This is a genomic window from Streptosporangium canum (genome assembly GCF_900113865.1).
In the GTDB taxonomy this organism is placed as follows: Bacteria; Actinomycetota; Actinomycetes; order Streptosporangiales; family Streptosporangiaceae; genus Streptosporangium; species Streptosporangium canum.
Map to the genome: position 1 here is coordinate 1 of NZ_FOQY01000039.1, position 13,137 is coordinate 13,137.

The 13,137-nt window shown below is 69.7% G+C and carries 9 protein-coding genes and 1 rRNA gene; 5 read left to right on the plus strand and 5 right to left on the minus strand.

Features of this window, described 5'->3' with window-relative positions; translation table 11 throughout:
* Window positions 1-68 (minus strand): 16S ribosomal RNA (locus tag BM085_RS36305); the annotation flags it as partial.
* Between the two features lie 568 nt (window positions 69-636).
* Here BM085_RS36305 and BM085_RS36310 point away from each other — a divergent pair.
* Complete coding sequence (locus BM085_RS36310; protein WP_093891313.1) at window positions 637-2,724, plus strand: S9 family peptidase; 2,088 nt, start codon at window positions 637-639, stop codon at window positions 2,722-2,724.
* Window positions 2,721-3,749 (plus strand): L-glyceraldehyde 3-phosphate reductase, encoded by a 1,029-nt coding sequence (gene mgrA / locus BM085_RS36315; RefSeq protein ID WP_093891314.1) that lies wholly within the window; start codon window positions 2,721-2,723, stop codon window positions 3,747-3,749. Before BM085_RS36310 ends, mgrA begins: the two co-directional genes overlap by 4 nt.
* Window positions 3,750-3,753: 4 nt before the next feature.
* On the opposite strand, the gene BM085_RS36320 is transcribed toward mgrA, so the two are convergent.
* Complete coding sequence (locus BM085_RS36320; protein ID WP_245789908.1) at window positions 3,754-6,180, minus strand: lysylphosphatidylglycerol synthase transmembrane domain-containing protein; 2,427 nt, start codon at window positions 6,178-6,180, stop codon at window positions 3,754-3,756.
* An 854-nt stretch (window positions 6,181-7,034) separates the two neighbouring features.
* Here BM085_RS36320 and BM085_RS36330 point away from each other — a divergent pair.
* Window positions 7,035-8,597, plus strand: coding sequence for a M28 family metallopeptidase (locus BM085_RS36330; RefSeq protein WP_093891316.1), 1,563 nt, complete (start codon window positions 7,035-7,037; stop codon window positions 8,595-8,597).
* 93 nt (window positions 8,598-8,690) lie between these two features.
* A complete protein-coding gene (locus BM085_RS36335; protein WP_093891317.1) occupies window positions 8,691-10,715 on the plus strand; it encodes a molybdopterin-containing oxidoreductase family protein in 2,025 nt (674 codons plus the stop codon).
* Here BM085_RS36335 and BM085_RS36340 read toward each other — a convergent pair.
* Both BM085_RS36340 and BM085_RS36345 read right to left on the minus strand, forming a co-directional pair.
* On the minus strand, window positions 10,684-11,469 hold the full coding sequence (locus BM085_RS36340) for an alpha/beta hydrolase (protein WP_143121218.1): 786 nt from the start codon (window positions 11,467-11,469) through the stop codon (window positions 10,684-10,686). The genes BM085_RS36335 and BM085_RS36340 overlap by 32 nt on opposite strands.
* 81 nt (window positions 11,470-11,550) lie before the next feature.
* On the minus strand, window positions 11,551-12,000 hold the full coding sequence (locus tag BM085_RS36345; RefSeq protein WP_031157682.1) for a GNAT family N-acetyltransferase: 450 nt from the start codon (window positions 11,998-12,000) through the stop codon (window positions 11,551-11,553).
* 90 nt (window positions 12,001-12,090) lie between these two features.
* Here BM085_RS36345 and BM085_RS36350 point away from each other — a divergent pair, with 90 nt between their 5' ends.
* Window positions 12,091-12,558, plus strand: coding sequence for a hypothetical protein (locus BM085_RS36350; RefSeq protein ID WP_093891319.1), 468 nt, complete (start codon window positions 12,091-12,093; stop codon window positions 12,556-12,558).
* Between the two features lie 68 nt (window positions 12,559-12,626).
* Here BM085_RS36350 and BM085_RS36355 read toward each other — a convergent pair whose 3' ends face one another.
* Window positions 12,627-13,097, minus strand: a complete 471-nt coding sequence (locus BM085_RS36355; protein WP_093891320.1) for an SRPBCC family protein — start codon at window positions 13,095-13,097, stop codon at window positions 12,627-12,629.
* Window positions 13,098-13,137 lie beyond the last annotated feature (40 nt).

A 13,137-nucleotide genomic window follows, 5' to 3' on the forward strand; every position in this document is an offset into this window, starting at 1 on the left:
CGCTCGACTTGCATGTGTTAAGCACGCCGCCAGCGTTCGTCCTGAGCCAGGATCAAACTCTCCAAACAATGTTTGAAAGGTTTTCCCGACTGAAAGCACCCGGACTCGCATCCGGATGTATCAACCAAAGGAATCCGTCCCCCACCAGAGATGGGTTGGACGGGGTTGTGCTTCATGCACTGGCTTTTAACACACTGTTGAGTTCTCAAGAAACGGACGCGTTCTCCATCTTCCCGGCCAACTGGCCCGGCGTCCGGGGCGTTTCGTTCGTTCCGTTGTGTCTTTATTCTTTCAGGCCCGCTTTTTCGTGTCAAACCGGCCCGTTTGGAACCACTTGACTTGATCTAGCTGGTCTTACCGGAATTCCGACCGCCCCGTCTCCGGGGCAACCCCTCAAACTTACCAGCCTCTGAGCGGCTCTGCGAACCGATCTTTGGAACCGTTGGCTTCAAGGGTTTACCGACAAACACGGAGCAAGCCACACCGAAGTCACCAGAGTGATTGGAGTGGTTTGCGCCGGACCTTGCCGACATCGAAAGATTAGCAGTCCTCGAAGACCGCTCGGGACGGAACGGCGGAGCCCGTCGAGGTGTTCCGGGCCGGGCCGGGCCCGGCGGAAAACATAGACTCGACGGGGTGAGCAGCCAGACGCCGCCTACGGCGAAGAAGGTTCCCAGCGAGCGCGTGCACCACGGGGACACCGTGGTCGATGACTACGCGTGGCTGACGGTCAAGGACGACCCCGAGACGGTCGCATATCTGGAGGCGGAGAACGCCTACACGCAGCAGGCCACGTCCCACCTCAAGCCCCTGCAGGAAACGATCTTCCAGGAGATCAAGGACCGGACCCTGGAGACGGACCTCTCGGTCCCCACCCGCAAGAACGGCTGGTGGTACTACTCCCGGACCGTGGAGGGCAAGCAGTACGGCATCCAGTGCCGGGTGGCCGCCGACGGCGAGACTCCCCCGGAGTTGAAGGCGGGCGAGTCGCTTCCCGGTGAGCAGATCCTGCTCGACGGGAACGAGCTGGCCGGGGAGAGCGGCTTCTTCGCCATCGGCACCAGCGCGGTCAGCCCCGCCGGCGATCTGCTGGCCTACTCCGTCAACTTCACCGGCGACGAGCGCTTCACCCTGAAGGTGAAGGACCTCGCCACGGGAGAGACCCTCCCCGACGAGATCCCCGGCATCTTCTACGGCGGGGCGTGGTCGGCCGACGGCACCGCGTTCTTCTACACGACGGTCGACGAGGCCTGGCGGCCCAACCGGGTCCACCGGCACACGATCGGCACCTCGGCCGAGGAGGACGTGCTCGTCCACGAGGAGGGCGACGAGCGGTTCTGGATCGGCATCGGGCTCAGCCGGAGCGAGCGCTACCTCGTGCTCTCCGCCGGAAGCAAGATCACCAGCGAGGTCCGCATCCTTGAGGCGGACGACCCGGCGGGTGAGTTCCGTCTCGTCCGGCCGCGCGAGACCGGTGTCGAGTACGGCATCGACCACGCCGGCGACCACTTCCTGGTCCTGCACAACCAGAACGCGGAGAACTTCGAGCTGGCCACCGCGCCGCTCGACGCCCCGGGCGACTGGACCCCGCTGATCGAGCACCGCGAGGACACCCGGCTGCTCGACGTCGATGCCTTCCAGAGCCACACCGTCGTGCACTTCCGCCGTGACGGCCTCACCGGCATCCGCATCCTGCCCCGGGACGCCGGGACCTACCGGAGCGAGCGTCTCGACTCCGCGTACGAGATCTCCTTCCCCGAGCCGATCTACGACGTCTCGCCCGCGGGCAACCCGGAGTTCGCCACCGAACGGCTCCGCCTCGGCTACACCAGCATGATCACCCCGCCCTCGGTCTACGACTACGACCTGCAGGCGCGCGAGCTGATCCTGCTGAAGCAGAAGGTCGTGCTCGGCGGCTACGACCCGGCCGACTACGAGCAGTTCCGCGAGTGGGCCACCGCCTCCGACGGCACCCGGGTCCCCATCTCGATCGTGGCCAGGAAGGGCACCGAACGGCCCGCGCCCACCGTGCTGTACGGCTACGGCAGCTACGAGATCTCGATCGACCCGTCGTTCTCGGTGGCCCGGCTGAGCCTGCTCGACAGGGGCTTCGTCTTCGCCATCGCGCACGTCAGAGGCGGCGGTGAGATGGGGCGCCGCTGGTACGAGGACGGCAAGTTCCAGAAGAAGAAGAACACCTTCACCGACTTCGTGGCCGCCGCCGAGCACCTCAAGGCGGCGAACCGGTCGAGCGCGATCATCGCCAGGGGCGGTTCGGCCGGCGGCCTGCTGATGGGCGCGGTCACCAACCTCTCCCCGGAGACCTTCGCGGGCGTGGTCGCCGAGGTGCCGTTCGTGGACGCGCTGAACACGATCCTCGATCCGTCGCTGCCGCTGACCGTCATCGAGTGGGACGAGTGGGGCGACCCGCTGCACAACGCGGACGTGTACGAGTACATGAAGTCCTACTCGCCCTACGAGAACGTGGACGACCGGGTCTACCCGCCGATCCTCGCCATCACCAGCCTCAACGACACCCGTGTCTTCTACCACGAGCCCGCCAAGTGGATCGCGAGGCTCCGCGACGTCGCGGACGGCGGGCCCTTCCTCCTCAAGACGGAGATGGGCGCCGGGCACGGGGGCCGCAGCGGCAGGTACGACTCCTGGCGCGAGGAGGCCCTCACCCTCTCCTGGATCCTCGACACGGCCAAGGTGACCCCGTGACCTACATCGCGGCAGAGGGCAGATACGACGGCCTCCAGCCGTACAACAGGGTCGGGAAGAGCGGGCTGAGGCTCCCGGCGGTCTCCCTGGGGCTCTGGCACAACTTCGGCGACGACAGGCCCTTCGACACCCAGCGGGCCATCCTCAGGAGGGCCTTCGACCTGGGCGTGACCCACTTCGACCTGGCCAACAACTACGGCCCGCCGTACGGCTCGGCGGAGACCAACTTCGGCCGGCACTTCCGCGAGGACTTCGCGAGATACCGCGACGAGCTGGTCATCTCCACCAAGGCCGGATACGACATGTGGCCCGGGCCGTACGGCGAGTGGGGGTCGCGGAAGTACCTGCTGTCCAGCCTCGACCAGTCGCTGAAGCGGCTGGGGCTGGACTACGTCGACATCTTCTACAGCCACCGGTTCGATCCGGACACGCCGCTGGAGGAGACGATGGGCGCGCTGGACCACGCGGTCCGGTCGGGCAGGGCGCTCTACGCGGGCATCTCGTCCTACTCGCCGGAGCACACCGCCGAGGCCGCCCGGATCCTGCGCGAGATGGGCACGCCGCTGCTGATCCACCAGCCGTCGTACTCGATGCTGAACCGGTGGATCGAGGGCGGCCTGCTCGACGTCCTGGAGGAGGAGGGCGTGGGCTGCATCGCGTTCTCGCCGCTGGCGCAGGGGATGCTGACCGACCGCTACCTCGACGGCGTCCCCGAGGGGTCGAGGGCCTCGCTGGGGCACTTCCTCACCCCGGAGATGCTCACCGAGGAGAGCATGCGGCACGTCCGCACGCTCAACGAGATCGCGCGGCGGCGCGGCCAGTCCCTCGCCCAGATGGCGCTGGCGTGGGCGCTGCGCGACAGGCGGGTCACCTCGGTGCTGATCGGCGCGAGCAGCGTCCGGCAGCTGGAGGACAGCCTCGGGGCGGTGGGCGGCCTGTCCTTCACCGACGAAGAGCTTGAGGCGATCGACAAGGACGCGGTCGAGGCGGGCGTCAACCTCTGGTCCAGTTCCAGCGAGGCCTGATCCCTCAAAGGGCCTCGTGTCGCTGCAGGTAGGCGAACGAGGCCCAACCGGGCAGGACCGGCAGCCAGAAGGTGAGCAGCCGGAACAGCAGCACGGCCGAGGTGGCGATCTCGGGAGAGAGGCCGGAGAGGGTCAGGCCGGCCGTGAGGGAGACCTCGACGGCGCCGAGGCCGCCGGGGGTCGGGGCGGCGGAGCCGATGGCGTTGCCGGCGAGGAAGACGATGGCGACGGCGGCGAAGCTGAGGGAGCCGCCGAAGGCGCGGACGCTGGCGTCGAGGCAGGCCACGAAGAAGATGGTCAGCAGCAGGGTGCCGCTGAATCCCTCGATGATCTTGCGGGGCGACTGGAGCACGTCCAGCAGGCGCGGGATGACCCCGGAGAACAGCGACCGGATGCGCGAGGTGATCATCCGGCGCAGGCGGGGGATGGACACGGCGACCAGCATCAGCACGGCCACGGCCAGCACGATGAACACCAGCGTGCGCGACGGGGTGAACGAGGTGGCCGCGCTGGAGCCGGTGATGTAGGCGAACAGCAGCAGCAGCGTGATGTGGAAGCCCAGGCCGATGAGCTGGGAGGCACCCACGCTGGCCACCGCCTGCCCCGGGGGGATGCCGCGTTTCTGCAGGTAGCGGGTGTTGATGGCGACGCCGCTGACCGCGGCCGGGGCGACCAGCTTCACGAACGACCCGGCGAACTGGACGAGCACGGTACGGCCCAGCGGGAGCTTCTCCGGCACGAAGCCCCTGAGCATCAGCGCGGCCGCGACGTAGCTCATCGCCGAGGCGACCAGCGCGACGCCGGTCCAGCTCCACTTGGCCGAGCTGATCATGTTCAGGTTGATCTGGGTGATGTAGTAGACCAGGAAGTAGGCGGCGAAGGCGCTGGCGATGATGGTGATGAGGGTCCGCGGGCGGAAGCGCTCCAGGCGGACCTCCTCGACCTCGACTTTGGGCTCCAGCTCGACGATCTGCTCGCGGATCGCGGTCAGCAGCTCCTTGTCCTTGCTGAGCGCGGCCCTGGTCTCACGGGTGAGCGCGATCCGCTGGAGCAGCGGGAGTGCGCCGGCCAGCGTGTTCGGGCCGGCGACGGACGCGGCCGCGCGGACCGCGCGCTCGGCTCCGACGCGGAGGCTGAGATAGGTGAGCAGCTGGGCGATGTCGAGGCGGAGCAGGAGATCGCCGGCGGCGATCTCACCGCTGCGGGCGTCCATGAGGATGACGCGGCCCTCGTCGTCGACGTGGATGCTGTCGCCGGTCAGGCGCCGGTGCGCGAGCCGCTGGACCTGCAGGAGCAGGACCTGCTCCCAGATCTGGGCGAGCAGGTTGTCGTCGATCTCCTCGTCGGGGATGTCGTCGAGCGCGCGGGTGGGGGTGTGCTCGTAGGCGAGCAGCGCGGCCTCGGTGCCGATCTCGCTGGTGCCGACGAGCCGGGGTGTGCTGGCCCCGGCGGCCTGCGCGGCGTACGCCATCAGGGCTTCGCGCTCCAGCTCCGCGCGGAGGGAGCGGATGGCCCGGCGGCGGGTCTCGGAGTTGAGCCGGATCCGCCGCCAGAGGCGGTAGAGGAGTCCGGCGACCTGGCGGTCGCGGTCGAGGACGGTGACGTCGAGGCGGCTGCCGTCCTTGAGGCCGATGGCGTATCGCCGGCTGCTCTGGTGGTCGTCGTCGAGCCTGCGGGCCCTGACCGGGGCGAAGCCGAGCTTGGCGACCGCCGCGACGACCGCGCTGCCCGGCGGGCGGGTGTTGGGGCTGCCCACGCCGTACAGGGTGGCGTAGCCGACGGCCAGGCCGACCAGGATGGAGACGACGATGCCGAGGATGGTGGCGGCCGTGGCGGCGAAGAGGGCGATCGCGTTGAGCGCGACCGCGCTCCACAGGGCCGCCCGCCAGGTGGGCCGGCGGGATATCCGCACCGCGGTGACGTAGGCGATGACCGAGGTGAGCAGCGTGTTGAGGGGTTCGACCCCGGTGCGGTCGCCGGTCAGCAGGATTCGCAGGTCGTCGGGGCCGGCGGTGAGCAGCCACTCGCCGAGCGCGAAGGACAGCACCATTCCGGTGATGGCCGCGAACAGTCCCTCGGCCACCCGGAGACCGTCGCGGTGGAGCACCCGCTCGATGGCGTAGGCGGCGGGGACGCCCAGCATGGCCGCCCCGCTCAGCACCCCGACCAGGCCGCTGAGCAGGAACGGCGCCCGCCTCGTGCCGTCGATGACGTCGCTTTCGAGGCCGTTCAGTGTCTTCTGCGCGACGAGGGCGAGCAGCACCACGGCCGCCAGTGCCATCAGGGTGGCCAGGAAGCGCAGAAGATCGGAGGGGCGCCGGATCCGCTGTGGGAGAAGTGGCTCGACGACGAGCACGACGGAATCGTCGCCCGTCGACGACCCCATGTCGTCAACGGGCGCAGCTTTGCCGCGTTCTCTGATTTTCGTCACCGCCAGCGATTCTGCATGTTCCGCATTACAGGTGCGTCACCGATCTTCTCTTCCAGTGTCCACAATCGGAGGCATGCGTATCTCACTAGCCTCCGACAGTCTCGACGGTATAGCTCCCATCCTGATGCCTGAGATCCGAAAAAAGGGGGCACGCGGTGATCGGCCATGGCGCCATGACCGATGAGCGGGCCGACTGAGCGTGGTGCTGTTCCCGGACCGCCGAGGATGTCGCCTCGGGCGCGGCGGACCAGGCGGTCGTGTGCCGCTGGACGGGGACCGGAGCGTCGATCGCGGCGAACAAGGTGCCGGGGGCTGGGCGGCCCTGTGTGTGGACGCGGCGACGGCGGCCGGGGCCCGGCGCTGGAACGACGCCGACGGGCCGGCCGTCAGCCTCCGGCTGACGTCGGCGCCTCTGCCGGAGGAGATCCTGGACGCCTGGTTCTCGGGGAGCGCCAGCTCTGACGAGACTGATCTGGCGAACATCGCCTACCTATCCGAGATCGAGAATTGACTTTGGGACCTGCGGCGATGATGGCCGGGGCAGGCGACGTCCTGAAAAGCTGATCATCATGCGCTGCAGCCCGTTCGCCGCCGTGGTTTTCCCGTACCCGACCATAGCCACTCCCCGGCGGCCGGCCGCTTCCGGGGACGACATCGGATACGACTGCGCGCACTAATGCCCACGACACGACTACCGTCAAGTAGGGCCGGAGAACGCCCGGAACGCTGATTCGACTCCGCTCGACAACAAATGTGGAGACGGTCGTTAAAGATCGCGATTACTCCTACCGTCCGTCCCATCGCGATCATGGGGGATTTCCTGCCCCGCTCTTGCCGGTGCCAGAGGAGTTTGCATGCGCGCACGCGCTCACAAGAGTCTGCTGACCGCGATCACCGCGGCTTCGGCCTTGGTTCTGCCCGTGGTCTCCGTCGTCCCGGCCTCCGCCGCCGGACCTGACCCGCAGGCGTTCAGCCAGTCGGTCAAGGCTGCGGCCGTCAAGCGGCACGTGGAGAGGCTCCAGCGGATCGCCGACGCCAACGGCGGCACTCGCGCCGCGGGCACCCCGGGTCACGAGGCCTCGGCCGCCTATGTGGCGGACAAGCTGCGGGACGCGGGATACAAGGTCAGCTTGCAGGAGTTCGAGTTCCCGTTCTTCCGCGAGGTCACCCCGACCGTGCTCGACCGTGTCTCGCCCGGCGCGAAGACCTATGTCCGCAACACGGACTTCAGGACCATGACGTACTCCGGCTCGGGGAAGGTCACGGGCACCGTGCAGGGGGTGGACCTGGTCCTGCCGCCGAGCCCGGAGCCCAGCTCCACCTCGGGCTGCGAGGCGAGCGACTTCGCCGGGTTCACCCGCGGCAACATCGCGCTGATCCAGCGCGGTACCTGCAACTTCCAGCTCAAGGCCGAGCTGGCCCAGGCGGCCGGCGCCGCCGGCGTGATCATCTTCAACGAGGGGCAGCCGGGTGAGGGCGCCGACGACCGCCGGATCCTGCTGACCGGCACGCTCGGCGCCCCCACCACGAACATCCCGGTCGTCAGCACCACCTTCGCCGTCGGCGACGGACTGGCCGCCGCCGGAACGACGGTGACACTCTCCGCCGACACCGAGAGCGACCCGCACCGCAAGACGCGCAACGTCCTGGCCGAAAGCCGCTGGGGGGACCCGGACAAGGTCGTCATGCTCGGTTCCCACCTGGACAGCGTCGTCGAGGGGCCGGGCATCAACGACAACGGCTCCGGCAGCGCGGGCATCCTGGAGACGGCGCTGAAGGCGAGCGTCCTGCCCACCAGGAACAGGCTCCGCTTCGCCTTCTGGGGCGCCGAGGAACTGGGCCTGCTCGGTTCCGCGCACTACGTGGCCGGTCTCTCCGCCGAGGAGAAGGCGAAGATCAAGCTGTACCTGAACTTCGACATGATCGCCTCGCCGAACTACGTGTTCGGGATCTATGACGGCGACGACTCGGACGCGACCGGCGCTCCGGCGGGCCCCGCGGGCTCTGACAAGATCGAGCAGCTCTTCGAGTCGTACTTCACCGCGATCGGCAAGCCGTACACCGGCACCGACTTCACCGGGCGCTCGGACTACGGCCCCTTCATCGGGGTCGGCATCCCCGCGGGAGGCCTGTTCACCGGCGCCGAGGGCATCAAGACCGCCGACGAGGCCGCCAAGTTCGGCGGCGAGGCGGGGGTCGCCTACGACAAGTGCTACCACCAGGCGTGCGACACCCTCGCCAACATCGACGACAAGGCTCTCGCGGTGAACTCCGGCGCGATCGCGACGGCGGCGTTCGTCTACGCCTACAGCCGTACCCTGCCCGGCGGCGGCGCCCCCGGCCCCACCCGGCCGGGGACCGGCGGCGGCGGCCTCGGGCACGACCACGACCACGACCACAGCGGCGTCCCCAGGTAGCACCGCGCGACGAGAGCGCGGGGAAAGAGGGTGCGGCCGGTCCGGCCGCACCCTCTTTCCCGTGCTTTTCCGTGCGCGGCTAGAGTCGGGGACATGTCACTGGGGGAACTGCAGGTTCTGGGCGCCTGCCCGCTGGACTGCCCGGACACATGCTCGTGGGTGGTGACCGTCCGGGACGGCGAGGCCGTCAAGATGCGCGGCAATCCCGACCACCCCTACACCCGGGGCGCGCTCTGCGTGAAGGTCAACCGCTACCTTGAGCACACCCGGGCGCCCGACCGCATCCTCCATCCGATGCGCCGGATCGGCCCCAAGGGGTCCGGCCGGTTCGAGCGGATCAGCTGGGACGAGGCTCTGGAGGAGATCTCCGTACGGCTGCGCGGGATCATCGACGAGCACGGCGGCGAGGCGATCTGGCCGTATCTGGGCACCGGCACGCTGGGCTACATCCAGGGGTCCGAGGGCATGGCGGGCCGGCGGTTCTGGAACGCGCTCGGCGCCTCCAAGCACTTCCTGAACATCTGCGCGACGGCGGGCAACGTCGGGCTGTCGCGGACCAACGGCACGGCCGGCGGGATGGACCCCGAGACGTTCGCCCTGTCGAAGCTGATCCTGCTCTGGGGCACCAACACGCTGACCAGCGGGCACCACCTGTGGAAGTTCATCCAGGACGCCCGCGCGGCCGGGGCGCACGTGGTGGCGATCGACCCGATCCGCACCCGGACCGCCGAGCAGGCCGACGAGCACCTGCCGATCCGGCCCGGCACCGACGCGGCGCTGGCCCTCGGGCTGCTGAACGTGGTCCTCTCCGAGGGCGCGGAGGACCACGACTACCTGGAGAACCACACGAGCGGCTGGGAGGGGTTCCGCGCGGAGATCCTGCGCCACCCGCCGGAGCGCGTGGCGGAGATCACCGGACTGCCCGAGTCCGACATCCGGGCCCTGGGCGTACGGCTGGCGCACACCCGGCCCACCGGCATCCGGGCCACGATGGGCATCCAGCGGCACGCGGGCGGCGGCACCGCGATGCGCACGATCGCCGCCATCCCCGGGGTGACCGGCGACTGGCGCCGTCCCGGCGGCGGGGTCGCCTACTCCACCACCGCCTACTTCCCCTTGAACGTCGACAGCCGCGAGGACCTGCTCGCCGCGCCGGTCCGGCAGCTCACGATGACCCGGCTGGCCGAGGGGCTGGACGAGTCGGTGAAGTGCCTGTGGGTGTACGCCGCCAACCCCATGGGCTCCACCTCCGCCCAGGACCGCATCCGCGAGAAGCTGCTGCGCGAGGACCTGTTCACGGTCGTGATGGAGCAGTTCCCGACCGACACCGTGGACTACGCCGACATCGTCCTGCCGGCGACCATGCAGATCGAGCACACCGACCTGCACGCGGGTTACGGGCACATGTATCTGATGTGGAACGAGCCCGCCGTCGAACCGCCGGGCGAGTGCCTGTCCACCATGGAGACGTTCCGGCGCCTGGCCGGGCACATGGGCCTGACCGAACCGTCGCTGTACGACTCGGACCTGGAGCTGGCCGAGCAGTTGCTCGCGTCGGGGCACCCGTCACTGGAGGGCATAACGGTCGACCGGCTGCGCAAGGAGGGGTGGGTCCGGCTCAACGTGCCGCAGCCGTTCGTGCCCTTCGCCGACGGCTTCCCGACGCCCTCGGGGAGGCTGGAGTTCGGTGCCGGGCCGGCCTACGTCCCCCCGCACACGGCGTCCGCCGAGCGCGGGCCGTACCCGCTGGCGCTGATCACCCCGGCCTCCCACACGTTCCTCAACACCACCTTCGGCAACAACCCCGAGCTGCTGCGGCGCTCGAAGGGGCCCCGGGTCCTGGTCAGCCCGGCGGACGCCGCCCAGCGGGGGCTGAGCGACGGGCAGCGGGCGCGGGTGTTCAACGACAACGGCGAGTTCGAGGCCGTGGTGGAGATCAGCGACAGGGTACGGCCCGGCGTGGTGGCCTCCACCAAGGGGCACTGGCGCAAGCTGAGCCCCGGCGGCGCGACGGTGAACGCCGTGGTGGACGAGCGCGACGCCGACATGGGCCGGGGCGCCGTCTACCACGACAACCTGGTCGAGCTCAGCCCTTGTGCTTCTCGACGAAGGACGTGACGGCGCTCAGCGCCTTCTCTCCCTGGTCTCCGGTGAACAGCTCGCTGGCGTGGGCGGAACCGGGGAGGACGAGCAGCTGGCGGTCGGCTGACTTCACGGCCTCGTTGTAGACGATCTGCAGCATGTCGACCGGGGCTTCGGGGTCGGCGTCCCCGGTCACCTGGAGGAAGGGCGCCCTGAGGTCGTCCACCTCCCCCGGCTGGATCGTCCCGGAGACGCTGATGACCGCGGCCACCGGGAAGTCCAGCTTGCCGGCGGCGAGCAGGGAGAGCCGTCCGCCCATCGACCCGCCGACCAGGACCACCTTCGTGGCGCCCGCCTTGCGCAGCCGCTGGGCCATCGCGACGGTGTCCTCCTCGGGCGCCGCCGTGTTGTTCCGGTCGAACAGCAGGACCCGGTGTCCCTCGGCGACCAGCCGGTCGGCCAGCGGGAGCCAGTCGCACACGCTGCCCTGGCGCTCGTAGGAGACGACCACTCCCACGGGCCCCTTGCCCATGATCACGCCCTTGGTGGTGGTGCCGCCGCGCTTGTAGTCGAAGATCTTCCCCGTCTCCTCGGTGACGCAGCCGTCGATGTTCACCCCCGTGGGAGTGGGGGTGGGGGTGGGGCTCGCGACGGGGGTGGGGGTCGTGCCGGGAGTGCGGGCCGGAACGGGGGAAGGGGGCGTGGGCCCCCCTGCCTGGCTGCCGGCCGTGCCCCCGCAGGCCGCCAGAAGCAGGGCCAGCGCCCCTAGACCCAGTGCGTGTCTTCCCATCGCTCTCCCTTTCGAGCAGGTCCCGGAGCCGGGGCCGTAGGACAAGAAGATCTACCATCCCATGGATGGCGGGCCGGCCGATCAGCTCAGCGCGAGCTTGTACCCCTCGTGGGAGGCGACGAAGCCGAGGGAGTCGTAGAACCGGTGGGCGTCCTTGCGGGCCTTGTCGGTGGTGAGCTGGACCAGCGCGCAGCCGCGGGCCCGGCCCCGCTCGACCGCCCACTCCATCATCTGGCGGCCCAGACCCCGGCCGCGCAGGGCGGAGTCGATCCGGACCGCCTCGATCTGCATCCGGAGCGCCCCCCGCCGGGAGATGCCGGGGATGTAGGTGAGCTGCATGGTGCCCACGACCTCGCCGTCCAGCTCCGCCACGATCAACTCGTTGTTGGGGTCGGCGTCGATGACCTCGAAGGCGGCGCGGTGCTCGTCTCCGTAGGCCCCCTGGCGGGCGGCGGCGATCGCGTCGTCGGCGATCATGGCCACGATCAGCGGGACGTCCTCGGCCCGGGCGGTACGGAAGTTCACTGACATGGCGGTCAACCTATCGGGGGGCAGGGCTCAGGGGCGGGTCAGGGTTGCTCCCCGATGTGGACAAGGGGACCGAAGGGGCACTCTGAAGGCATGAACGACGAACTGACTCGACGTGACGAGATGTCCCTCGCCGGAGCGGCCCTGCGCGGTGCGCCGTGGAAGGCCGCCGCGGTGACCGGCGGCGCGGTCGCGGCCGCCAGTTTCGGCATGGGGGTGATCCTGCCCGGGGCCGCCGACCTGACGTGGGCCCTGTCGCTCGGCATCGGCCTGTTCACACTGATCGCGGCGGTCGGCTCGATCAGCAGGCCCAAGGTCGCGGACCGGGTGACCCGGCAGGCCCGCCTCTGGGCCCTGCGCCGCCCCTGGCGGTTCTCCCTCTACCCGGCGCTCGGCGCCGCCGCGCTCATGTATCCGGTGCAGCTCGTCGTCGACAACGAGGGCGTGTTCGGCGCGGCGCTGGACGCGCTCCAGGGCGGTGTCGCGGTGTATCTGATCACCGCTGTGCTGGCCCTGACCCTCAGGGGGAGAGGACAGTCCTCCCTGCCCCACGGCGGCTGACCGGGATCGCCGCCCCATATCCGCGGCGGACGGATCAGGGTCACCGGCCCGTGCCCACGACGGACTGGTCAGGGTCGCCGCTCCGCCACCCTCTTGAGGCCCTCCAGGGTCCGCCGCATGTTGGCCTCGTTGTGGGCGGCCCGGTCCCGGACGCCGGTGACGATCCCGCCGACGACACGCATGAGGGGGCCGCGGGTGTCCCAGGTGCTCTGCTCCACGTGACAGCCCGCCTCGGTGGGCGTGATGCCGAAGCGCCACAGGGCCACATCCAGCAGGCCGGCGGCGCGGACGTGGTAGGCGAAGACCCTGCCGGGGTCGGCGGCGGTCACCGTGCAGAGCGTGGACCAGTGTCGCCACCCGCGACTGTTGCGCCCCCGGAACCGCGCCCCGGGCCGTGCCTGCGCGACCCGCCCGACCCACCTGGCCCCCCGGCACTCGACGTTCCACTCGCCCATGTCGGCGATGTCGGTGACCAGGTCGTAGACCACTGCGGGCGGCGCCGAGACGTGGATGCTCACGGACGCACTCGGGGGGCTCATGACCGCAGCATGTCCGACAGAACATCCCTCCGGCAAGGGC